Raw genomic sequence first — 23,853 nt, 5'->3', positions numbered from 1 at the left:
AGGAGAGTGACCCATTTGACTAATGACAAACAAGCTGCAATCAGCAGTGATCAGATTGCGCGATACCAAGCTCAGTTAAAAGAACGCGCGGATGCCAAAGTCGTTGAACGTGCTGTGACCCACCAAGGAATTCTGGCAACCAGTGCCGATTACGCTTCCGACACTGATATGACACCAGTGTTTTCAATTGAACTGGAGACTGGTAAAGTTGCCAATCAAAAACAGAGTGGCCGTTGCTGGATGTTTGCAGCCCTTAACACCATGCGTCATCATTTAGCGGACCTATTCCATTTGAGTGACTTCGAGCTCTCACAAAACTATACAAACTTTTGGGATAAGTTTGAAAAGTCTAATTACTTCTATCAAAACGTTTTGAAAACGGCCGACCAGCCGTTAAATAGCCGTAAAGTGGCCTTTTTAATGGCGACTCCGCAGCAGGACGGCGGCCAATGGGATATGCTGTGTGCGATTATTGAAAAATATGGCATCGTGCCAAAGTCGGTCATGCCAGAAACCTACAGTAGTTCGAAGTCCAGTGAACTCAACAAAACCCTGAACGAAAAGTTACGAAAGGACGCGATTACTTTACGCGCTCTCGTGGTTAAGGGTGCTAGTGATAGTGACATTGCCACTGCCCGGGACAAAATGCTGGGTGAAGTCTACCGGCTCCTCTGCTATACGCTCGGTGAACCAGCTCAAAAATTTGATTTCGAATATCGCGATGACGATAAAAACTATCACATTGATCGTGATTTAACACCGAAATCATTTTATGACAAATACGTTGGCTGGAATTTGGCTGATTACGTGTCGATCATCAATGCGCCGACCGCTGACAAGCCTTACAACAAAACTTACACAATCGAAATGTTAGGCAACGTGGTCGGTGGCCGTCAGGTAAAACACTTGAACGTCACCATGGCGGACTTCAAACAACTCGCAATTGCACAGTTGAAAGATGGTCAAAGTGTCTGGTTTGGCTGTGACGTGGGCCAAAGTTCAGACCGGCAAAAGGGCATCATGGATACCCATGCGTTCAATAAGAACGAACTGTTAGATATCGACCTCAACATGACCAAGGCACAGCGTCTTGACTACGGTGATAGTTTAATGACTCATGCGATGGTCATTACTGGTGTTGACCTAGTCGATGGTCAACCAACCAAGTGGAAAGTTGAAAATAGCTGGGGCGACAAAGTTGGTACGAAGGGTTACTTTGTAATGAGCGACAGCTGGATGGACGAATACTGCTACCAAGTCGTTGTGAACAAGAAGTACCTCAGTGATGAACTACGTCAGGCCCAAAGTGAAGCACCAACGATGCTGGAGCCTTGGGATCCAATGGGCGCGTTGGCTGCTAACTAGCTAGCACACCTTGATATAACTTAAACTACGAAAAATACTCCAAAATGGTTTCAGGCATTCTGGAGTATTTTTTAATCTAAAGTTTTCTTATCTACAATGCTAAGTTGCTGATCAAACTCGTATTCAATCGGAACGCCGTTGGGCACTTCCAAGGCGTCAATATCGTGGTCATTGATTCGCTCAATGTATTTGATCAATGCCCGCAACGTACTGCCGTGAGCGACAACTAACTGATTATGCCCGTCCAACAGCCGCGGCGCAATCTCATCTTGCCAGTACGGCATCAGCCGATCATAAGCCATTGCTAAGCTTTCTCCAAGCGGTTCTGTGACCCCCAACGGTTCATAACGTGAATCCTGGTCAGGTTTTTCTAAAAGTGGCGGAACCACTTTGTAGCTCCGACGCCATAGTTTAAACTGCTTTTCACCGACTTTGGCTTTAACTTCGGCTTTTTTAAGGCCTCGTAAGGCACCGTAATGTCGCTCGTTTAAGCGCCACGACTTAGTGACTGGAAGGTATAGCTGGCCAGCTTCTTCAAGCACAATATTAGCCGTCATAATGGCTCTTTTTAGCATCGATGTGTGCAAGTGTTCAAACTGGATCCCAGTATGACTGATAATTTTGCCGGCTGCATGCGCCTGTTCGATCCCCTTTTCAGTTAGGGCGACATCACTCCAGCCTGTGAAAACACCATCCCGATTGGCCTGGCTCTCGCCGTGACGTAAAATGACTAATTTAACCATAAATTGGACCCTCTCTTATGCTCTTTTGTTCACATATCAGTATAGCACCGCCTGAAAATTCAGTGAAGCAAACTTTCTTATTACGATGATTAAGCTGCCAAATCAAAAACGGCCTCTTTTGAAACCATTCTCAAAAGAAACCGTCAGTATAATTGCTATGGGATCCCGTTTAGTAACATCATCAAAATCGGAATAACAATAAGACTAAGCAGCGTCGTCTCAGTCACCATTACCGCAGCAAAACTGGAATCGGCACCGTACAACTTTGAGACAACCGGGGCATTTGTCATGACCGGCATGGCCGACTGAACGATGAAAACCTGCTTCATCATAATTGGCATACTAGTTGGAATAACCAGTAATGCCATCAACGCCGGCGCCAAAATAAACCGGCCGGATAAAATCCCCAAACTAGCACGGTCTAACGTTAAATCATGCAGGTCGACACCCGCAACCGCAATCCCAATAAAAATCATCGATAAGGGAACGGTCAAGCCCCCGATATAATTCAAATCAGCCATGATAAACTTAGGCAGTTGAATCTTCAGCAGCACCAAAACAACCCCAACCATAAACCCCAGTAACGGTGGCGAAAAGACCTTTTTCAACGTCTGCAAGAGGCTAAAGCGATACTCACCCTCACCGTCGCGTTGGATTAAGTAAACGCCTAAGGTCCAAAAAATCGTCGTGTTTGCCATGTAGTACACCAGCACGTAGGGTAAACTCTTGGCTGCACCAAACAATGCGACGTTCACGGGCAGACCCACAAAGACGGTGTTGGAATTAAAAAACATCGACTCAAAAAGCCCCTTTTGACGCTTGTCAATATGTAAAAACTTCGCCACAATGATCGAAACCACAAATAAAATCATCATGGACAGAACCGGAAACCGTAAATCTGGGAGCGTCCCGACCAGCGTCTTAAAAGAAAACTTACTGGTGATCGTGTACGCCATATAGGCTGGTAGCGCAACTTGTGTGACAAGTCTAGCAATCAGTTTACTGGCTGATTCGTTGAACCAGCCCAAATTCGTCAAAAGGTAGCCCAAAGCAATCATAATCAAAATTTCCACAACGCCCGCAACACTCCGGGCGAATAATAACAGCATAGCCGTCCAAGCCCCCTTACAATCAAAAACAATAACATTTATTATAACATACCCGATACTGCGAACAAGTTGCTTAATCACTAGCCGTAATAACTTTTCAAAAAGAAGTGTCCAGTGTCATGAGTGACTGTTACCCCAGCATTTTGACACCCATCTAACGTTGAAATAAAACCTTAAAAGCCATTTCAATCATCAAGATTTAGTTTACGAGCGACGTAATTTGTGATGTAATAGTACAGTTAGACAAGAAAAATTTCACTTTTTTCTTAAAATCAGTTAAAGCTTCTAAACTTAAACTTTATTTGTAATAAAACTGTCATATAATTTAGAAAGTATTTACAAAGGCGAGGACGACTTATGGCATCAAATAATTATAATTCAAATAATCAATTTAAACGACGCAGCGACCAGCCCCACTTTAAGCCACGTAAACGGCATCGAGGGCTTCTTTGGAGCCTATTGATCGTCGTTTTGATTCTGGCTACGGGTGGTGTGGCGTATGGTTGGCACGCCTATAATGACGCCAAGAACACGTTTGATAAAACGTTTCAGGCCGGACAAACCAACAAATTACGCAACGTTGATGACGTCCTCAAACAGGGCAAGCCATTTTCGATCCTATTGATGGGAACCGATACCGGTGCACTTGGACGACACGATACTGGGAGAACTGATACCTTAATTGTTGCCACGATCAACCCAACCAAGAAAACCGCCTACTTAACCAGTATCCCACGTGATACTCGGGTTCAAGTTAAGGGCGATTCGCAGCCTTACGAAAAAATCAACGCAGCTTATACGATCGGTGGGGCATCAAGTTCCGTCAGCACGGTTGAAAACCTGTTGGATGTCCCGATCGACTTTTACGCCTTAGTCAACATGGGCGGCCTGGAAAAAATGGTCAATGCCGTTGGTGGTGTGGACGTTGTACCAACCCTGACGTTCAAGTATGGCAACGCCAACGTGGTGAAGGGACAAAAGATTCATCTGGATGGTAAAGCAGCACTGGATTACTCACGAATGCGTGAAGAAGATCCGCTGGGTGACTATGGCCGTCAAAAACGTCAGCGTCAGATTCTGCAAAAGTTAGTTGTGAAGGGCGTCGGTATCTCATCGATCACCCGCTACAAACAAATCTTAACCTCACTAAACGGTAACATGAAGACTGATATGACTTTTAATGATATGTTGACGATCCGAGCAAAGTATGGTGATGCGAGTCACCACATTAAGTCTCAAACGCTGCAGGGTGAAAATGCTATGATCGACGGCATTTCCTATCAAGTTGCCCCACTTTCGGAACTGCAAAAAGTTTCCAATAATATTCGTCGAACGCTGGGTCTGAGTGATAGCACAAAACTAACGTCTAGCTCGACAGGAACTGGTGACGACAGTAATTACACTTCTTCGTATGGCTCATCATCAGCAACTGGCTACTAACAGTTTTTCTTTAAAACCGAAATCAATCAAAAAATCAACCTTTTCGTTAACCCGGCTAAAAAGCCGCCGTTTGCAAAAAGGTTGATTTTTTATTTTCTGCGTTGATGACGAACAAGACCAGCTGGCAATTTACGGTTGAAAACGTGCAGTGCACCGCGAACGTGCCAGAAACGAAATTGAAGTGCATCAGTGGCAGTTTCAACGATGATACCGTACGGAATACGTTGAAAGACCAATTGTACCCAAACAGCCGAAATTTGCTCGTACGGAACTCGAATACTTTGCCGTGTCAACTCGCGATTAAAATAAAGACCCCGGTCGCCTAACGAGAGTACCCCCCTAACACTTCGATAAGGGGTTACAAAATAATTAGCCGAAGTCTGATATTCGTTAATTTGGTTAAACTGCATTTTAAACCTTCCTACTACAAGGCTAGCACGCCGGAAACGTAGCCAAGAATGCCGATAATGAACATACCAAAGATCAGCCACATCGGGTGGATTCGTTTACGGAGCAACCAGACACAGACTAACGTTAAAATCACCGGCACTAATCCTGGCAGGATACGATTACAGATCATTTGCAGCGTAATTTGTTTCAACTCGTTGTTAACGTGCACTTGGGCAAGAACAATCGGCATCTTGATGGTTGTCCACCGAGGCACGACCGCGCCCATAACAAACATGCCAAGAATCGATGCACCCTGCGTCAGTTTTGGTAACCAGTGTCCCGTACGGTCGGCAACTTCGGTTCCATACTGAAAACCTAATTTTTGGGTATAGGCTCGAAATACAAGCCGAGCAATGTTCCAACCAAAGAAAAAGAGCAGTGGTCCCAGTAGACTGGCATCGCCAATTGCTAGTCCAGCACCGAGCGCTGCTAAGACGGGGCGCAAAGTCCCCCACCAGACCGGATCGCCAACACCGGCCAATGGACCCATCATTCCCGTCTTAACGTCGTTGATCATTTCACTGGTCACCGGTGCCCCGTTAGCGCGTTGCTGTTCAACATTGGCCACGACACCCGTAATCGTTGACTGCATGTATGGCATGGTGTTAAAAAACGTCAAATGACGCTGCAAAGCCGCCTGCTGTTGTTTTGGAGAGTCATAGAGCCGTTTAATGGCTGGTACCATGATATAGGCAAAGCCGAGGTTTTGCATCCCTTGATAATTCCAAGATCCCTGTTCAAAGCTTGACCGCCAGACCATCCGTGCGAGATCACTGCGGGTCAGTTGTTTCTCCTCCGTTTTCTCCATCATAGGTCCTCCAGTTCTCGGTCAAGATCATCAAGGTCGTCATCACCACCCGCACTTGGTGGCTGCTGTCGATTACTGAGCTGAACGTAAATGATTGCCAAGGCTAAACCAATGATACCTAAAGCAACCATGTTCAAAGCTTTGACGGCTGCTAAAGCAACGCCTAACGCAAAAAAAGGCCAGAGCTGTTTAGTTGCCATCATGTTGATGACGATGGCATAACCAACAACTGCGATAAAGCCACCGGCAATTGCCAGTCCCATCGTCAAAACCACTGGCAGTGCATTAAAAGCGCTAGTCACCCATGCCGCCGGGATCAGTAAAAATAAACCAGTTGGTATCATGACCCGCAAACCCTGAAGCAATAGACTGGCTAAATGCATCTGTGTCACGCGCGACAGATGTCCATTTTCAACCCCATTTTCAGCTACCTTAACCAATCGGGTAACGACCCGGCGTAAAACCATCGTAAACCCCTGACCAAGTAACGCTAACGGGACAGCAATCGCTAAGCCTTCTGGAACTGACAGTTGAACGGGTCCGCAGACCCAAATGGCGGCCACAACTGACGCCAGCGCCGTATCAGGTGCCACTGACGCACCAATATTCATCCAGCCAATCGTGATCATTTGCAAACTACCACCAAACACGATGCCGGCTGTTAGATCACCCATCATTAATCCAACTAGGGTACAGGCAACCAGCGGCTGTTGGAATTCCCATTCATCTAAGATGCCATCCATCCCAGCTAAAAAAGCAACGAGAAGTATGCCTAAAACAATTCCAATACTCACACTCTCGCTCCCTTCTGATTTTGACCATTAATTGTTTTATAGCTGATTTTTATCCAGTAATGGCAACACATCTATCTGACGGTCACCAGGCACTTTTTGAATTGTGACCTTTAGGCCTGCGTCACTTGCCAAATACCGCAAGGCTTTCGCTTCTGTCTGGTCCACCGCCACAGCATCCGTTAGCGTGGCCATGCCATCTTGATAAGCAAGACTGCCAACGTTGATACCAATTTTGCTCAGATCTATGCCACCCTTGACGAGCGCAGCCATATCCTGGGCATTTTCGGTGAGTAACAGTGTTTTGAACACGTCAAAACGGGGGTCGGTATAAATCGCCAGCATCTTCTTGATTGTGATCACGTTAGCTTTAACGCCCGGGGGTGCAGCTTGAGTGATCAATGACTTTCTTAAATTATCCTTGGCCACTTTGTCCGAAACTACCAGAATGCGGTTTGGTGTGACCGTTTTAGTCCAAACGGTCGCGACTTGGCCATGCAGTAGTCGACTATCGATTCGAGCTAAACGAATATCCATTGTCATAGCAGGTCATCCTCCTGTTCTTGGCTGTTGAGCTCTAAGTGACGAATGCCACTTTTGCCACTGGTTTCCAAGTGCGCCACAACTTTGTCCAGTGGTTGGTCACGAATGGTAAAGGCGTCAATCAAAATGGGCAAATTAACTCCTGTGATAAGTGCCATCTGGTCAGCGTGTTGCGCCACAATTTCACTGGCAACGTTGAATGGTGAGCCACCCCATAGATCAACTAAAAAAAGCACTGAATCTGTGGAGTCAAGCTTTGATAATGCATGCTGGTACTTATTTTTTAAATCCTCTGGACCTTCACTGGCCTGAAAAGCGACCGTGGCCACATTCTCCTGCTGGCCAAAAATCATCGTTGCTGATTGCAACAGTCCCGTGGCAAAATCACCATGGCTGGCAATAATAATGGCAATCACTGTGTTGCCCCCTCTTAATTAAGCGATTTCAATCCGTTTACACGGTTACCCGAAACCGCGTACACTCGTTAATATCATAGCACATTGACCTTGTATTTGGCACCAGAATTCGGACTACTCTTGAGCTAGTGCCACAATTTCGTCTGGAAAAGCAAAAACGTAATCGGCGGCGCTAACGCCCTGCTGATTTTTGGCACCCCATGCCACCAAACCAAACTTTACACCCGCCGCATGGGCAGCTTGTAAATCGTACTGGGTGTCGCCAATATAGACGGTTTGGGTGCGGTCTGCTCTGAGCCGTTTCAGCGCAACTAAAATTGGGTCAGGTGCCGGTTTACCACGCTGATAGTCTTCAAAAAAGACAAATTCACTAAAGTATTTATCAAGGCCTAAAGGCGTAACGTCCCGTTTGAATTCAAACTGTCTCTTGGACGTCATGATCGCGACCTGAACGTCTTTTTGAGCGTTCAATTTCTGCAACATTGCTTCGATGCCATCGTACACGTGCGCCAATGATTGAAAAGCTGGAATCGCCGCCGTCCATTCTTTGAGGATCGGCTCAATCAGGTCATCCGGCACCCGCAACCGTTTTAAAGCGTCTAAACTAGTAATACCAAACGTCTGCGTTAATTCATGATAGGGGTGAACGATCTGATGACGCCGAAGTACTTGGTCCAAAGCCTTCATATACATCGCCTCGGTGTCCAATAACGTGCCATCAATGTCAAAAATAAAGGTTTTCATACCAAATTGGCCTCCAAATTTTACGTAAAATACAAAAAACTCGCAACATTCAACCATTGGGTCAAACGTTCCGAGTTCAAATATGCGGCCAAGAGGACTCGAACCTCCACCGGGATAATCCCGACAAGATCCTTAATCTTGCGCGTCTGCCAGTTCCGCCATGGCCGCATCAACAAGAAATAATATACCAGAATTATGACTTGTTTTCAATGGTTATTTGCAATATATTCAGATTTACTCTGCATTTACAGTGGTTCCTTGCCGATCAATGTCAAAAATTCGAAGACTGCCTTTCATATCCATATCAGTCAATTTTTGCCGTAAAACGATCAGTTGCGGTTCAGTACCAAACGTGGCGATAGTAGGACCAGCACCGCTAAGGTAGGTGCCATAAATGCCTAATTGATGCGCAGCTTCACGAATTACAGGCAGTTCTGGCACCAGTCTTGTCCGCTCGGCTTCATGAAATTGATCCATTTCCATCATGTGACTGGCAAGTTGCCAATCACCCTTTGCTAAGGCTGCAACCATGACGTTAGCCACACTACTGCCTACAACAGCTCGCTTTCGCGGTAATTGGTCCGATAATACCTGACGGCTGTCAGACGTTAACAGAGGCTCCTTTTTAATGAAAGCTAGCAACTTAAGGTTATCTGGCATTGCCAATTTGACCGTGGTGGCATTTTCACCATCAAAATCAGCCACGACGACATCACCTAAGATAGCAGGTGCAACGTTGTCGGGATGACCCTCCATTTTAGCAGCCAACGTGACCTGCTGTTCAGACGATAAATTCATCTCACCCAAGGCGTTAGCAATCTTAACACCTGCAACCACCGCAGTCGAAGAACTGCCCAGTCCGCGAGCAACTGGAATATCAGACATGACCGTCAGCTGATGGGGCTTCAATTTAGGATTCACCGTCAGGGCTGACTGAACGATCAGATTATGCTCGTCATTTGGCACGTCTGGTCCCAGTGCGTGGTTAACCTGCCAATGTTGCGTTTCTTCTTCAACGATAATCGTCAGGTAAAGGTGCAGCGCGATACCAATGGAATCAAATCCCGGTCCTAGATTAGCTGAAGTAGCTGGAATTCGCATCACAATTTTTCCCATAATTTTAGTCCTCCAATACTGGATAAGCAGCCCGGATATCACCAAGTTGCTGAGTTAAATTAACAAAGGTTTCAAGGGGCATTGGGCTGTCAAGCCGAACCTCAATACTGGCTAGTGTCCTGTGCGGATCCAACCCCCGAATCACGTCTGGCTGACTCACCTTAACATCGCCAAACAAGAGTTTAACGTTTGCGGGTAACTGATCGTTATCGGGGCTGGCCAGCAGCACCCAATATGATCGGTGGCCAGGAATGATTGAGGGGAGATCTGCAACCCGTTTCAACGCAAACGGTTCAGCGGGATCGCGATGACGGATGGCTTTGCCAACCTGAACGAGATCTGTCACAACACTATTACCAGTTGGTAACTGGCCAGCCCCTGGGCCAACGTATAACGCGGTGCCAATGTTAGCACTTTTGACCCAGACCGCGTTATTTTCATTTTGAATCTTCGCAAGTGGTCGGTCCTCTTGAATCACCATTGGTGCTACTGACAATTGCAAACCTGCACTGGTCCGCTTCGCCATCGCAACTAATTTCAGCTCATAACCAGATGTCCGAGCCGCTCGAACGTCAGCCACCGCAATTCCGCGGATTCCCGTAATCTCAATTTGGGATTGACTTACTGACAGACCAAAGGCAATTTTCGTGAGGATGCCCAGCTTGAAAGCAGCGTCGAAGCCGTCCACGTCGTTAGTCGGATCACTTTCAGCAAAGCCCTTATCCCGAGCGGCCTGTAACGCTTGATCATAGCTCCAGTTCTGGCTATCCATCTGGGTCAAAATAAAGTTAGTGGTCCCGTTTAGGATCCCAGCGATTTCGTTGACTGGATCTGCTGTATAGACGGTTCTCAGCGTTTGTAAAATTGGAATTCCACCAGCGACACTGGCTTCATAACGCAGCATTACGTGATTATCAACAGCGAGCTGCGCCAGTTCATTACCGGATTGTGCAATCAGATCCTTATTTGCGGTAACAACGTGTTTGCCTCCCTTTAAAGCTGCCGAAATTAGTGCCTTAGCCTTCTTAACCTGCCCCATCACCTCAACGATAACGTCGATCGAGGGGTCATTGATCAGCTCTGATACATGGGCGACCAACGGAATCCGCTGTAGATCCCCTGCTCGCTCACGGTCGAGGTTAGCAACGGCTGCCCCGACAATTTTAAAGCTCAGACCAGTCTGTTGATCGATTAGAGCTGCCTGGTCGCGTAAAATTCGGACCACACCGCTGCCCACGGTTCCAAGGCCAATTAAACCGATTCGAATCTGCCTCACTTAGGATCACCCCATTATTGTAGCATTGTTTTTTGATAAATCAGTTTGCCGTGACAAACCCCACAAACGTATTTTTGCGTATTGATGCGTCGTTTACGCTGATAGATTCGACCACATTTTTCACATTGATAAATTAAAATCTTGACTGGTTTGGCTGACCGTGGCTGCTCCGGAGCGAACCGGAGCCCACCAACTGCCTTCAATAGCTGTTTAAAGGCCTTTGTCCGGTGCTGTCCCGACTGCCCCGCCATGTGCAGATGATAGTGGACGAGCTCGTGCTTAATCACACCCTCCAGCGTATCCTCCCCAAACATCGTCAGCATCCGAGGATTTATATCGATGTGGTGATCGCGTAAGTGATAGCGGCCACCAGTTGTGCGCAGCCGAGAATTAAAAACGGCTTGATGCCGAAATGGTTTTCCAAAGGACTGTAATGAAATGCGCTCAACTAAAGCCTGTAATTCTTGATCAGTCATTCGGTGCCACCATTGTCAACTGGATCCGATGCCGTTGCTCATCAACTTCAAGTACCCAAACGGTCACGATATCACCAACCGAGGCAATCGTGGCTGGATTACGAACAAAGTGATTTGAAAGGTGTGAAATGTGAACTAGGCCGTCTTGCTTAACGCCAATATCAACAAATACCCCAAAATCAACCACGTTTCGAACGGTACCCTGTAATTTCATTCCAGGTTTTAAGTCACTGATCTTTAAAACATCGGTTCGTAAAATTGGAGCTGGCATCTCATCACGACGATCGCGACCAGGGCGTTGCAAACTACTTAAAATATCCTGTAACGTTGCTTCGCCCACGTCAAGTTTTTGGCTTAAAATCTTAGGATCGACGTTCTTCAATGCCGTGGCTACGGCAGGTGTACCAACGTCTGCAAGCTGCAGGCCTAGATTAGCTAACACCTGTTTAGTAACGGCGTAACTTTCCGGGTGAATGTCAGTATTATCCAAAATATTTTTACCGTTAATGATTCTCAGGAAGCCAACCGATTGTTCGTAAGCTTTTGGTCCTAAGCGCGGCACTTTTTTTAGTTCTGGTCGGCTTTGGAAACTGCCGTTTTCTTCGCGATACGCCACCACGTTAGCTGCTGTCTGTTCAGATAAACCAGAAATGTGGGTCAGCAATTCAATGCTAGCCCGATTGAGATCGACACCAACTTGGTTAACGGCCGTCTCCACCACCCGATCGAGCTGTTGATCTAGGTGCTTTTCAGGGACGTCATGTTGATATTGACCAACACCAACTGATTTCGGATCGATTTTGACCAACTCGGCCAATGGGTCTTGTAAACGGCGGCCAATGCTAATGGCAGACCGCTCTTCGACGTTAAAATCCGGAAATTCCGCCCGGGCAACTGCACTGGCAGAATAAACCGAAGCCCCAGCTTCATTCACAATGGTGTAGCGAACATCACGGTCAACTTGGCTGATCGCATCGGCAACAAACTGTTCGGATTCACGGCTAGCCGTACCGTTGCCAATTGCAATCATATCAACTTGATAATCATTGAGTAACTTGATGAATGCTGGCATGGCGGCAGCGCGCTTTTTCTCGGGGGCCGGTTTATGCGGATAAATCACCTGCTTTGCCAGGTACTTTCCATTGCCATCCATAATAGCTAGTTTACAACCAGTCCGGTAGGCTGGATCAAATCCCATGACCGTATGGTTTTTCAGGGGTGCTTGCATCAACAAGTGATACAAATTGTCACCAAAAACTTGAATCGCGTGGTCCTGTGCAGTTTCAGTCAGCTGATGGCGCAATTCCCGTTCAATGGCCGGTGCGATAAACCGTTTATAAGCATCTTGATAAGCATCAGTCACCGTGGCTACAGCGGGGCCCTGATGCCGACCGATCAGTTGAAAATTAAGGTAGTTCAAAATTGCATCATCCGCAACGTTAATTTTCACGTTGAGGACGCCTTCTTTTTCACCGCGATTCATTGCTAGTGTCTGGTACGGACTGAGCTGTTTTAACGCTGATTGAAAATCGTAGTAGATCGCATAAACTTGATTTTCATCTTTGTCAGCCGCATTGCGTTTCAATTTACTGGTCAAGTCGCCGTTTTGTTGCGTATAGTGGCGGATCCATTCACGAAATTCAGCCCGTTCACCAATCGCTTCAGCCAAAATCTCGTGAACACCAGCTAACACGCTATCAGTATCCGGCACCTTTTCGTTAATGTAGTTGACAGCTTGAGAGGTAACGGAATCCGAGTGATACTGCAACACCCATTGTGCGAAGGGATATAATCCCGCATCCTTAGCAATCGTTGCCTTAGTACGGCGCTTTTGCTTGTAGGGCAAGTAGAGATCTTCGACTTGTTGCATCTGAGTAGCTGCTTGAATACTATTCGCTAACGCTGGCGTCAGTTTTTCCTCTTCGGTGATCAGCTTCAGTACTTCCTGTTTGCGTTGCTGAAGTTTACTAATTCGCTTTGCTTCATCTTGAATCTCACGAATCTCAACTTCATCAAGGTTACCCGTCATTTCCTTTCGGTAACGGGCGATAAAAGGGACAGTATTATTGTCATTTAATAAATTCAGGGTTACGTCAATTTGGCGACCCTTATAGGCAGGTAATGCCTGTTTGATCAGTTTAATTGTTTCGTCGTCCATGTTTTACATCCTTATATTTCAGTTTCTTGTTCGTCAGTAATGTTCTCATTATAACATGTGACAAGCGTGCCCTCACGGCAATTTAAAATCGAGGTGATGTCTAGAAAATGCAGCAGAAAAGGCTCACAACACTATTTCAAACCGAATACCCCATAAGAGGAATATGCCAAAACATGTCTAACTGACAGCGTATAGCGATACTAAAAGTGGGTTTCCTAAATTTTAGGGAACCCACTTTAGTATTGTTATAAGGCCGTGATCTGAGCTTTGGCACCAATTTAGGTAAGCTAGCAGTCTGGATTTAGTGATGATTGACGGCGAATTTTCAGTAAATACACCAGTGGTATTTTTGTTAAAAATGCGTCACAGTCTCACCATCATAACTGTATTTTAAAGACTGACCTAATTGACCATACTCATGATTCGTTGTGTCGCAGAAGTTACCTTAGCCATCATGTTTTCCTGTTCATGCTCTGAATCATTAAAGGCTTCCGTATTGACCGTTTGATTCTCGGGATCGATTGCGTCCACCATTGCTTGGCAAGCTTGTGCATAATTTCGATAAGCTGCCACTAACTGCTTATGACGGCCCAAAATACGAACTGGTACCGCTGCTTGTTGAAGCCGGTTTAGATACTCTGTGTAGGCGTCCGTCCCCTTTTGGAACGTTGCCTTGATATCTGCAATGGTATCGGTTCCTAATTCGGCGACGGAATCCCCATCAATTGCCTGACGTAACTTATCGAAATCTGGGTTCATTTGTGAGCCCATCTGATCCGTATCTTCGATGATCTTTGTTAATGCTGGTAAATAGCTGGCCATTGTTTTTGGCTTCATAAGCAATCCCTCCTAATTTTCAAACCGGCGTTGTATAAACTTGACTATTTCAACGATTACAATCATTAAAATACCAGCGCCAAAGACCATGGCCCACTGAGCTAACGCTAATTCAGTTAAGTGGAAAACGGTGTTGAAGCCTGGCACAATGATTGTCACTGCTAACAGCAAGAAGGCCGTTAAAATTGCCCAGTTAAGGACCCGGTTTTTAAACAAACCAACTTTAAAAATTGATTCATGAATCGACTTTGAGTTAAAAGCGTGGAACAATTGAATCAGCCCCAACGTCGCAAAGGCCATGGTCAGAGCATCAGCATGCGCCAACTGGCCACTAGCATGGACCGGATAAGCAATTGCGAGTGCATAGACTCCCAGTGTGATCAGGCCTTCCAAAATTCCCTGATAGATCACATTGCCAAAGACTCCACCAGAAAAAAAGTTGGAACTTCGACCCCGGGGTTTTTGCTTCATGATATTAGGTTCAGCTGGCTCTAACCCTAGAGCAATGGCTGGAAAAGTGTCTGTCACCAAGTTGATCCACAAAATCTGGACCGGTGCTAGGATCTGCCAACCAAGCAGCGTCATAATAAACAGTGTTAAAACTTCACCAATATTAGCAGACAGGAGGTACTGAAGCGCCTTTTGAATGTTGGCAAATACCTTTCGACCTTCCTCCACCGCCACAACGATGGTCGAGAAATTATCATCAGCCAAAACCATATCGCTGGCGCCCTTGGAGACTTCAGTACCTGTAATGCCCATGCCAACACCGATATCGGCGGCTTTTAAAGCCGGGGCATCATTCACCCCATCACCAGTCATTGCCACTACTTTACCACGCTTTTGCCAAGCGTTCACGATTCGAACTTTGTGTTCGGGGGCGACTCGTGCGTAGACTGAATACTGGGTAACTTGTTTGTCGAATTCCGAATCACTGAGCTGATCAAGCTCGGCTCCAGTGATCACCTGGCTTGCCATACTATCAGCACTTAAAATACCCAGCCGTTTAGCAATGGCCGTCGCGGTATCTCGGTGATCACCGGTAATCATGATTGGCCGAATACCGGCTTGATGTGCCTCGGTAACAGCTTGTGCCACTTCCGGCCGCTCAGGATCGATCATCGCAATCAGACCGATGAAAATTAAATGCTGTTCATCATCTTGCGAATTCGGTTCCACTGGTAACTGATCAACTGGCTGATAGGCAAATGCTAGCACCCTTAATGCCTGAGTGGCTAGCGAATGATTAGTCGCTAAAATCTGTTGCTTGTCAGCTGTCGTGATTTCACGAACGTCACCATCCACTAACATTCGGTCAACGCGTTGGAGCAGTTGATCAGGAGCACCCTTAACATACTGAATAACCGCGCCGTCTTGATCCTCGTTGAACGTCGACATCAACTTTCGTTCCGAATCAAATGGAATCTCAGCCACCCGTTTGTTACTGCTAATAGCTGATGCAACGGCATCATCTTGGTCAAGAAAGTATTGAATCAGTGCCGTTTCGGTGGGATCCCCGGCAAGGCCGCTTTCGCTAAACTTAGAATCGTTGTTCAAAATCATGGCCATTGCCAATGGATCGCTCAGGTCAATCTGAGCTTTCCTTGCATCGATTAATTGACCGTTTTCATATAGTTGCTCAACGGTCATTTTATTTTGAGTCAAGGTCCCAGTCTTATCTGAGGCGATAACATCCGTACTACCTAGCGTTTCAACCGCTGGTAACTTTCGAATCAGGGCGTTTTTCTTGGCCATTCGCTGGGTTCCCAGTGCTAAGGTAATCGTGACAATGGCGGGCAGTCCTTCAGGAATGGCTGCAACAGCCAGTGAAATCGCAGTTAATAGCATATTGACGAGGGACTCTTCACCGCGCAACATACCAATCACAAATACCAAGGCAGCGATGCCCAGAATTAGAGCGGTCAGCCACTTTCCTAGCTGGGTCAAGTTGGCCTGCAAAGGTGTCTTGACCTCTTCGGTTTGGTTGATCATGCCAGCAATTTGACCAACCTCGGTCTGCATTCCGGTTGCGACCACCACGCCGCTGCCACGGCCTGTCGTAATATTAGACGTCATATAGACCATGTTTGAGCGGTCGCCTAACGGTAGATCACTTTCTTCAAGGGCCATACTGGTTTTATTAACTGGCACGGATTCACCTGTCAGAGCAGCTTCTTCAACTTTCATAGCGTTGGCAGTGACTAACCGAATGTCCGCCGGAACAATGTCGCCAGCTTCTAGATGAACCACGTCACCCGGCACTAGTTCATCACTTTTAATCGTCGTGATCTGGCCGTTTCGCTCAACATGAGCTACTGGAGCTGACATTTCACGTAACGAATTAATCGCGTTTTCCGCTTTAGATTCTTGAAAGACACCAAAAATCGCGTTTAGAATCACCACTGCCAAAATGATCACTGCATCCACTACTTCACCGGTTGCTCCAGCAATAATAGCTGCTACGATCAGCACAATGATCATAAAGTCCTTAAACTGAGCCGCAAACTTCTCAAGAACAGTTGTTTGCCGTTTAGCTGCCAGCCGATTTTCACCGTATTTGGTACGGCGTTGCTTGACCGTTGCTTCAGAGAGTCCCTGTTCTTGCGTGTCCATTTTGGCAAACAACTCATCGGTCGTTTGCTGATACCACGGCTGTTTTGTCATCTCGAAACCTCCTGTAATTGTGAAACCTCTTTATTGTTATAAGTCTCATCGATTAAGGCCTTCCCGGAGACTATCATCCCTTGCTGACGGGTTGGTCACAGAAGATTCTGCCGATTACTCCCTCATCGTTAAAGTAAACGTTATTTCCAAAATGTGTCAAATACCGTAATGGGTAGGTGTCGTTTATGCTGAGTCCGCAAATACCAACCTTCAATGGTTTCAGCAGCCTTGTCCGAAACGTCCTTACCCTCAAGATAATCATCAATATCGTCATAACGCACACCCAGTGCAGCTTCATCTGGCAGCGCTGGCCGATCCTCTTCCAAGTCAGCCGTTGGTACCTTCGTATAAAGATGTTCCGGTGCGTGCAAGGCAGCCAGTAGCTGTTTGCCCTGGCGTTTATTGAGACGCCAAATCGGCGTAATGTCAGCGGCACCATCACCAAATTTAGTGTAAAATCCAGTAACCGCCTCAGCAGCATGATCGGTGCCAACCACGACACCTTGGTTTGCGCCGGCAATCGTAAACTGGGCAATCATCCGTTGACGGGCTTTAATGTTCCCCTTATTAAAATCTGAAATTGTCTCGTGATTAGCCTCAACCGCCTTAACAGTGGCATCGGTAGCCGGTTGAATATCCACACGGTCCACACGGTCGGCTCCCATGAACTTAACGGCTGCCATCGCGTCTGATTCGTCTGCTTGAGTTCCGTATGGCAGCCGCACAGCAATAAACTGGTAACTGTCATCGTGAGTCTCAGCCCTTAGTTCACTAGCCGCCATCTCACAAAGCTTGCCTGCTAGCGTGGAGTCCTGACCACCGGAAATTCCTAGTACCAAAGATTTTAAACCGGTTTTTTTTAAATAGGCCTTCATAAAATCAACACTGCGGCGAATTTCAGTTTCGGGATCAATCTTTGGCTGAACTTTCAACGCGCCAATAATTTCTCGTTGTAATGCTCTCATCTCTGCGCCCTCTTACTTAGTCATCATAGTTAATATTTCTGACATATTCGTGAATCTTTTTAATCAGCGCCATCTTGTTATCCCAGCACTTCTGCGACAAATCAACCGGGTACTTCTGGGGGTTCAAATCACGCTTATATTCGGGCCACAGGTTCTCCTGCATTTGTTGGCAGCGAGCCTTGATGGCTTCCAGTTCAGGCTGTTGATAAACCAAACGGCCATCTTCAAAAATCGTTTGCAAAATCGGCCGAGCATCGAAGTCCGTGACCGTTTTATTGATGTAAGTGTAGCTTGGGTGGAACATGTAAAGTTCATCCAATTTGCGCGGGTCCTCGTCCCACAGTGCCACGTAGTCACCCTCCGACTTGCCGTCCGCTTTTTTGGTGATTCGCCAAACTTGCTTTCGACCAGGTGTTGAGACCTTTTCAGCGTTGTTAGATAGCTTGATCGTGTCTTCCATCTTGCCGTTGTGCTCGATGGACACCATCTTGTAAACCGCGCCCAGTGCTGGTTGGTCAAAGGCCGTGATCAGCTTAGTTCCAACTCCCCAAACGTCAATTTTTGCCCGCTGCATTTTCAGTGACATAATCGTTTTTTCGTCCAGGTCGTTTGACGCATAGATCTTAGCATCCGTGAAGCCGGCGTCGTCTAATTGCTCGCGCACCCGCTTTGACAGGTAAGCCATATCACCAGAATCAATACGAACACCTAAGAAATTGATCTTATCGCCCATTTCTTTAGCAACCTTAATGGCTGATGGCACACCTGATTTGATCGTATCATAGGTATCAACTAGAAATACACAGTCTTTGTGGGTCTCAGCGTAGGCGCGAAATGCATCGTAATCGTTGCCGTAAGTTTGCACGAGTGAATGGGCGTGAGTCCCGCTGATCGGAATCCCAAACAACTTGCCGGCACGAACGTTGGAAGTTGCATCAAAACCACCAATATAGGCTGCTCGAGTACCCCAAATAGCAGCGTCAAATTCCTGTGCTCGACGTGTTCCAAATTCCATAATGCCATCGTTGCCCGCTACGGAACGGATTCGGGCGGCTTTGGTGGCAATCAGGGTCTGATAGTTCAAAATGTTCAGTACTGCGGTTTCAATCAGCTGACAATCGGCCAGCGGACCTTCGACCTGCATAATCGGTTCATTGTTATAGATTAATTCTCCTTCTACGGCAGAACGAACCGTCCCTTGAAATTTAAAATGACTCAAATAATCAATAAACGCTGGTGAAAAATCACCAGTTTCCTTTAAATATGCAATGTCAGTGTCGGAAAAGTGCAAATCTTCGATATAATGGATAATGTGTTCTAGTCCAGCGAAGACTGCAAAACCGTTATGAAAGGGCATCTCCCGGAAATAAGCCTCGAAAATGGCCGGTTTATTCTGAATCCCCTTTTCAAAATAGGTTTGAATCATGCTTAATTCATACGCATCCGTATGCAACGTTGTGCTATCATCTGGATACTGCTTTGCCATGTCTGCAACTCCTTTAATTGATTGCTATTTATAAGCACTATTTTAGCATTAATCCCTTGGGACGTCATTTAAACGGTAGTATTATTATTTTATCAAAAGTTAGGTGGTCATTATGGTTCAAGATTTTTCACACGTTACTGTCCTAGGTGTCCCGTTCATCAACACAACCCAAAAGGCGTTTTTAACTGCCATTGAATCTCGGATCACTGCTCGTCACAATACTTTTATCGTGACCGCTAACCCCGAGATCGTCATGTATGCGCGAGAACACCCCGATTATCAAAATATTTTGGCTGGGGCTGACTATATCACACCAGATGGGATCGGTATTTTGAAGGGGGCAGCCATTATTGGTACCCCGATGTCCGAACGCATCACCGGGTATGATACAATGCTGTCGTTGCTGTCCTGGGGAAACAGAAATGACAAATCAGTCTACCTCGTGGGCGCTAAGCCAGACGTGATCTCAGACGTGGCTAGGGTAGTGGCTACCCAATATCCGCATTTAAAGGTGGTTGGCACCCACGATGGTTATTTTCAAGACTTTAACCCGATTGCTGCTGATATTGAGGTTCAGCAACCAGACATGGTCTTCCTAGCAGTTGGCTTTCCCAAACAAGAACAGCTGATTGCTCAATACCGGCATCAAAATGACGGCCTCTGGATGGGCGTGGGCGGCAGCTTTGACGTTCTTAGCGGCCATACCAAACGAGCGCCAAAATTCTTTCAAAACCACCATCTGGAATGGTTCTACCGTTTAATTACCGAACCATCTCGAATTGGCCGTATGATGGTTCTGCCAAAGTACCTAAAAGCCGTTAAAAAATCAGTTCGTCAATCGAAATAACTTAAAAAAATAGCAACACTTCAATGATTGAATTGGAGCGTTGCTATCTTTTTGATTCAACATTTACTTTTCTAGAACGAATTCAAACCGTTCACCCACGTACTGGGTCCGGACATATTCAAACGGCCGACCATCTTGCAAGTAGGAAATCTGCCGCAATCTGAGGATGGCGTCACCGCGCTTGATATCCAAATACTCGGCAATGCGCTCAGAAGCTGATGATGCAGACACCATTTGCTTGGCGTGTCCTGGAATCAAATTTTTTTTAGCTTCCAAAGTCCGATAGAGTGAATCGGTAACTTCCGGTTTCGAGAGGCCATCAACAATTTCAATTGGAATCGTCGCCACTTCAAAACTGATCGGCACATCATCACCATACCGCACCCGTTCCATTCGCAAAACCTGGTCCCCGTCTTTCAGTTGCAGCTTTTCAGCCTCGCTTAGTGAAGGGCTCATCACGTGGTAAGAAACCGTCTTACTGGAAGGCTGTTTACCTTGAGCAAGCATCACGTCAGTAAACCCGGTGACCCCTGACATTTTTTCCTGCACTTTTTGGTTGGCAACGAACGTACCAGAACCCACAAAACGCTCTAAAATTCCTTCTTCAACCAATGTTTGAATCGCCTGTCGCAGCGTCATTCGACTGACGTGAAATTGAACGGCGAGCTCACGTTCAGATGGAATTCGATCCCCAACCGACCATTTACCAGCCTCAATCGCTTTTTTGATATCATTATGAATTTGTATATATACAGGTGACCCCATAGCATTTAACGACCTTTCTGACTTGCTAGTCAGCCTGGTCAGCTTCGAAGGCACGACCATAGCTGTAAGTAGTTTGCAAATTAAGTGCGCGATCAAAGACGTTCAGGTCTGCATCAAAGCCGGGCAATAATTTACCCTTGCTCGTCAACCCAAATTCTTGGGCCTGATTGACGGAAGCCATTTGAACAGCATCTTCAATTGCGCAGCCAGTGAATGAGATCACGTTACGAAAAGCGTCATCGTAACGTAAAACCGAACCGGCTAAATTACCCGACTCAAGTCGAGCTTGTTTATCCTTCACGATCACTTTTTGGCCGCCAAGTTCACTGACGCCCTCTGGCATACCCTTGGCACGCATAGAATCCGTCACCAATTCGATTCGGTGAGGTCCCTTTTGTTCGTAAGCAAGTTTGATCATATCGGGAACAATATGGAATCCATCACAGATAAGCTCAGCATACATGTTATCTTCCAGCATTGCGTGGCCGGTCACACCCGGTTCACGGTGTTTGAATTCGCGTTGAGCATTGTACAAATGAGTAACGTGGGTCGCACGGCTGGCTAACATTTGTGCTCTAGTAGCGTTACTGTGTCCAACCGAAGGCACGATATGATGAGCGAGACAATAGTCTTCAAACACCTTAGCACCTTCATCTTCAGGCGCATAAGTAATCAGCTTGACTAACCCGCCTGAAAGTTCATTCCAGTGGTCCAGTAAGGAAACGTCTGGATCTTTAATGAACTTTTCTGGCTGGGCACCCTTGTAGATTGCTGCGATAAACGGACCTTCAAGGTGAATCCCCTTAATCACCGGATTAACCTTTGCTGCTTTCCTAATACCAGTCATTGCGTGCGCAATATTATCATTAGACTGGGTCATGGTCGTAGGAAATACAGTCGTAATCCCTTCTTTAACCATCAGATTAACCATCTGGTTGATCTGATCAGCATTTCCGTCCATCGAATCAAAGCCGTAGCCACCATGTGTGTGAACATCAATGAATCCGGGAACGATCACCTTTCCACTGACAAAGTGAACCTCGTCATTGGGTTGTGCTTGGTAATCATTCATCGCACCCACGGCTTCAACCGTCTTACTAAACCGGATGTAGCCATCACTGATAACGTCTTCACCAGTGTAAATCGTCGCGTGTTTCAACACGATACTCATAAACTGTTCCTCCTAATCAAATCTGATCTACTTGATCACGTTTACGAATTCATTATATACTGGTATAGACCATGTTGCAAGCCCGTTGTATCGGCGTTCAGCTTGCATTTTAAAGTTCCTGTATCCACCGCTAGTTTATGCTTCAAACGTTATTATTTTTTCTTATCCCGAGCAATCGTTGCATCAATTCCTTTGACAACGGAAGTCATGAACCCAGCCTCTTCCATCGCTAACAGACCGGCGACGGTACTGCCGCCCGGCGAGGAAACTTGGTCAATCAGCGCAAAGGGATTATCGTCAGAATTGAGCACCATTTCGGCCGAACCCATCACGGCTTGTGCAGCAATTTTAGTCGCAGCAGCCTTCGTTAATCCGTGCTTAACACCCGCTCGACTCAAACTATCAATAAAGAAATAAACGTAGGCCGGACTGGAGCCCGCCAATGCGGAAAACGTGGAGAAATCTGACTCTGGCAACGTTACGGTACTCCCAATTTGGTCAAACAATGAGACCGCTTGCTGCTTAACTTTACCAGTCAAATGTTCATTACCGTGGATCGCCGTCATACCGGCACCAATAGCCACGTTTAAATTTGGCAAAGTTCTCAAAATTGGTAAATCGTAACCGGCAATTTCCTCTAGTCGTTCTAAGGAGAGTCCAGCGACAATTGAAACTAGCGTGTGACGTTTGGGATCCAACTCATCGCGAATTTGCTGCAAAACCGGTGTTGCAACGTTAGGTGTGACCGCCAGGACGACAATATCGCTTGACCTCGCCACTTCCACATTGCTGGCCATCGCGGTGACCCCATTTTCCTTGGCAAACGGTTCATAAGTCGAGGTATGCGCACTATGAATTAAAATATCGGCAGGTGCAATTTTCGTCTGGCTTAACAACCCGTGAATAATCGCCTGTGCCATACCACCGACTCCGATAAACCCAACTTTCATGAGTATCAACTCCTATGGATCTTAATTTGACATCAATACACTGTATACATTATAGCAAAAAAGTAGCTTGCAGGCAGTCTTTTGCGAAGTTAACCTTATGTTGTTTAATTAGTTGAATCTGTGTGAATATTTTATAAAATAACATTGTGTTTAATGAGTAATGATTAAAATCTACTAAAGATGAAATGCTCCAAATTATTCAATATATGTACAAGAAAGCAGCAGCCCCAAATGAATGGAGCTACTGCTTTCTTACTTCTAAAATCACTAACTATTTATGATTAACATCTGCAGTAGTTACTTATCTTCATGTTTACGCCGTTTGCCAATTCCTAACAAACCAAGTAACGAAGAAAGTCCTAGAAGCAGAGCTCCCATTGTACCTAACTCATTAGTGCTTTCTGAAGTTTGTGGTAATTGATGCTGAGTTCCATTCTTTTTAGTATTTGTAATACTATTCTGAACGGAATGCACCGTTGCTTGTGGATGTTCGCCATGAACTTGATTCTTAACAACGTCATCACCAGTTGATTGAGTACCTTTTGCAATATTGTGAGTTGTACCAATCTGTGAATTATTTGAAGATCCTTTAGCTGATGGTACCTTGCCCCTATCAACGCCAGTAGTAGTGTTATTGTCTCCAGAATTATTAGCTTGTCCATTATTAGCCTGGCCATTGTTTCCGGTCGAATTAGTTCCAGTACCTGGAATACCACTACCATTGTCAGGGTTA

The 23,853-nt window shown here is 46.1% G+C and carries 23 protein-coding genes and 1 tRNA gene; 3 read left to right on the top strand and 21 right to left on the bottom strand.

Annotated features, from left to right (window positions below; translation table 11 throughout):
- Nucleotides 1-15: 15 nt before the first annotated feature.
- The gene (locus GM612_RS06855) at nucleotides 16-1,365 is read left to right on the top strand and encodes a C1 family peptidase (protein ID WP_155431648.1); all 1,350 of its coding nucleotides are present in this window, start codon (nucleotides 16-18) and stop codon (nucleotides 1,363-1,365) included.
- 71 nt (nucleotides 1,366-1,436) lie between these two features.
- Here GM612_RS06855 and GM612_RS06850 read toward each other — a convergent pair whose 3' ends face one another.
- The gene (locus GM612_RS06850) at nucleotides 1,437-2,108 is read right to left on the bottom strand and encodes a 2,3-bisphosphoglycerate-dependent phosphoglycerate mutase (RefSeq protein WP_155431647.1); all 672 of its coding nucleotides are present in this window, start codon (nucleotides 2,106-2,108) and stop codon (nucleotides 1,437-1,439) included.
- A 155-nt stretch (nucleotides 2,109-2,263) separates the two neighbouring features.
- Nucleotides 2,264-3,217 (bottom strand): AEC family transporter, encoded by a 954-nt coding sequence (locus tag GM612_RS06845; RefSeq protein ID WP_155431646.1) that lies wholly within the window; start codon nucleotides 3,215-3,217, stop codon nucleotides 2,264-2,266.
- Nucleotides 3,218-3,574: 357 nt separating this feature from the next.
- On the opposite strand from GM612_RS06845, the gene GM612_RS06840 reads away from it, so the two are divergent.
- The gene (locus GM612_RS06840; RefSeq protein WP_155431645.1) at nucleotides 3,575-4,657 is read left to right on the top strand and encodes an LCP family glycopolymer transferase; all 1,083 of its coding nucleotides are present in this window, start codon (nucleotides 3,575-3,577) and stop codon (nucleotides 4,655-4,657) included.
- A gap of 89 nt (nucleotides 4,658-4,746) precedes the next feature.
- Here the strand turns inward: GM612_RS06840 and GM612_RS06835 are convergent, their stop codons facing one another.
- The 15 genes from GM612_RS06835 to GM612_RS06765 form a co-directional block, all read right to left on the bottom strand.
- Nucleotides 4,747-5,067, bottom strand: a complete 321-nt coding sequence (locus GM612_RS06835; RefSeq protein WP_155431644.1) for a hypothetical protein — start codon at nucleotides 5,065-5,067, stop codon at nucleotides 4,747-4,749.
- Between the two features lie 14 nt (nucleotides 5,068-5,081).
- Nucleotides 5,082-5,918 carry a PTS system mannose/fructose/sorbose family transporter subunit IID gene (locus GM612_RS06830; protein WP_173021243.1) on the bottom strand — a complete coding sequence of 279 codons (837 nt, stop codon included), beginning with the start codon at nucleotides 5,916-5,918 and terminating at the stop codon, nucleotides 5,082-5,084.
- On the bottom strand, nucleotides 5,915-6,709 hold the full coding sequence (locus GM612_RS06825; protein ID WP_343031836.1) for a mannose/fructose/sorbose family PTS transporter subunit IIC: 795 nt from the start codon (nucleotides 6,707-6,709) through the stop codon (nucleotides 5,915-5,917). Before GM612_RS06825 ends, GM612_RS06830 begins: the two co-directional genes overlap by 4 nt.
- A 36-nt stretch (nucleotides 6,710-6,745) precedes the next feature.
- Complete coding sequence (locus GM612_RS06820) at nucleotides 6,746-7,249, bottom strand: PTS sugar transporter subunit IIB (protein WP_155431642.1); 504 nt, start codon at nucleotides 7,247-7,249, stop codon at nucleotides 6,746-6,748.
- Nucleotides 7,246-7,665, bottom strand: coding sequence for a PTS sugar transporter subunit IIA (locus GM612_RS06815; RefSeq protein ID WP_343031835.1), 420 nt, complete (start codon nucleotides 7,663-7,665; stop codon nucleotides 7,246-7,248). The genes GM612_RS06820 and GM612_RS06815 overlap by 4 nt, the downstream gene beginning before the upstream one ends.
- A 114-nt stretch (nucleotides 7,666-7,779) precedes the next feature.
- A complete protein-coding gene (locus GM612_RS06810) occupies nucleotides 7,780-8,409 on the bottom strand; it encodes an HAD family hydrolase (RefSeq protein ID WP_173021242.1) in 630 nt (209 codons plus the stop codon).
- A gap of 83 nt (nucleotides 8,410-8,492) precedes the next feature.
- Nucleotides 8,493-8,577 (bottom strand) — tRNA-Leu (locus GM612_RS06805).
- A gap of 66 nt (nucleotides 8,578-8,643) precedes the next feature.
- Complete coding sequence (thrB, locus tag GM612_RS06800; RefSeq protein ID WP_155431640.1) at nucleotides 8,644-9,525, bottom strand: homoserine kinase; 882 nt, start codon at nucleotides 9,523-9,525, stop codon at nucleotides 8,644-8,646.
- Nucleotides 9,526-9,529: 4 nt separating this feature from the next.
- A complete protein-coding gene (locus tag GM612_RS06795; RefSeq protein ID WP_155431639.1) occupies nucleotides 9,530-10,801 on the bottom strand; it encodes a homoserine dehydrogenase in 1,272 nt (423 codons plus the stop codon).
- 14 nt (nucleotides 10,802-10,815) lie between these two features.
- Nucleotides 10,816-11,277 (bottom strand): SprT family protein, encoded by a 462-nt coding sequence (locus GM612_RS06790; RefSeq protein WP_155431638.1) that lies wholly within the window; start codon nucleotides 11,275-11,277, stop codon nucleotides 10,816-10,818.
- Nucleotides 11,270-13,435: a Tex family protein gene (locus tag GM612_RS06785; RefSeq protein WP_155431637.1), complete on the bottom strand. Its 2,166-nt coding sequence runs from the start codon at nucleotides 13,433-13,435 to the stop codon at nucleotides 11,270-11,272. The genes GM612_RS06790 and GM612_RS06785 overlap by 8 nt, the downstream gene beginning before the upstream one ends.
- A 402-nt stretch (nucleotides 13,436-13,837) precedes the next feature.
- Nucleotides 13,838-14,272, bottom strand: a complete 435-nt coding sequence (locus GM612_RS06780) for a hypothetical protein (protein WP_155431636.1) — start codon at nucleotides 14,270-14,272, stop codon at nucleotides 13,838-13,840.
- A gap of 12 nt (nucleotides 14,273-14,284) precedes the next feature.
- On the bottom strand, nucleotides 14,285-16,936 hold the full coding sequence (locus tag GM612_RS06775) for a cation-translocating P-type ATPase (RefSeq protein WP_155431635.1): 2,652 nt from the start codon (nucleotides 16,934-16,936) through the stop codon (nucleotides 14,285-14,287).
- A 140-nt stretch (nucleotides 16,937-17,076) separates the two neighbouring features.
- On the bottom strand, nucleotides 17,077-17,901 hold the full coding sequence (gene nadE, locus GM612_RS06770; protein WP_155431634.1) for an ammonia-dependent NAD(+) synthetase: 825 nt from the start codon (nucleotides 17,899-17,901) through the stop codon (nucleotides 17,077-17,079).
- 16 nt (nucleotides 17,902-17,917) lie between these two features.
- On the bottom strand, nucleotides 17,918-19,387 hold the full coding sequence (locus GM612_RS06765; protein WP_155431633.1) for a nicotinate phosphoribosyltransferase: 1,470 nt from the start codon (nucleotides 19,385-19,387) through the stop codon (nucleotides 17,918-17,920).
- Nucleotides 19,388-19,499: 112 nt separating this feature from the next.
- Between GM612_RS06765 and GM612_RS06760 the strand changes: the two genes are divergently transcribed.
- Nucleotides 19,500-20,234: a WecB/TagA/CpsF family glycosyltransferase gene (locus GM612_RS06760; protein ID WP_155431632.1), complete on the top strand. Its 735-nt coding sequence runs from the start codon at nucleotides 19,500-19,502 to the stop codon at nucleotides 20,232-20,234.
- A 63-nt stretch (nucleotides 20,235-20,297) separates the two neighbouring features.
- Here the strand turns inward: GM612_RS06760 and GM612_RS06755 are convergent, their stop codons facing one another.
- From GM612_RS06755 to GM612_RS06740, 4 genes are all read right to left on the bottom strand, one after another.
- Nucleotides 20,298-20,999: a GntR family transcriptional regulator gene (locus GM612_RS06755; RefSeq protein WP_155431631.1), complete on the bottom strand. Its 702-nt coding sequence runs from the start codon at nucleotides 20,997-20,999 to the stop codon at nucleotides 20,298-20,300.
- Nucleotides 21,000-21,024: 25 nt separating this feature from the next.
- The gene (nagA, locus tag GM612_RS06750) at nucleotides 21,025-22,170 is read right to left on the bottom strand and encodes an N-acetylglucosamine-6-phosphate deacetylase (RefSeq protein WP_155431630.1); all 1,146 of its coding nucleotides are present in this window, start codon (nucleotides 22,168-22,170) and stop codon (nucleotides 21,025-21,027) included.
- A 152-nt stretch (nucleotides 22,171-22,322) separates the two neighbouring features.
- Nucleotides 22,323-23,120, bottom strand: a complete 798-nt coding sequence (gene proC, locus GM612_RS06745) for a pyrroline-5-carboxylate reductase (protein ID WP_155431629.1) — start codon at nucleotides 23,118-23,120, stop codon at nucleotides 22,323-22,325.
- Nucleotides 23,121-23,417: 297 nt separating this feature from the next.
- Nucleotides 23,418-23,853: LPXTG cell wall anchor domain-containing protein (locus tag GM612_RS06740; RefSeq protein WP_155431628.1), on the bottom strand; the 436-nt coding region annotated here is incomplete at its 5' end.

It is taken from the genome of Secundilactobacillus folii, assembly GCF_009720675.1.
GTDB classification, from domain to species: Bacteria; Bacillota; Bacilli; order Lactobacillales; family Lactobacillaceae; genus Secundilactobacillus; species Secundilactobacillus folii.
The sequence above is the reverse complement of the archived record's forward strand: the minus strand, read 5'-3'. Positions and strand labels throughout refer to the sequence as shown.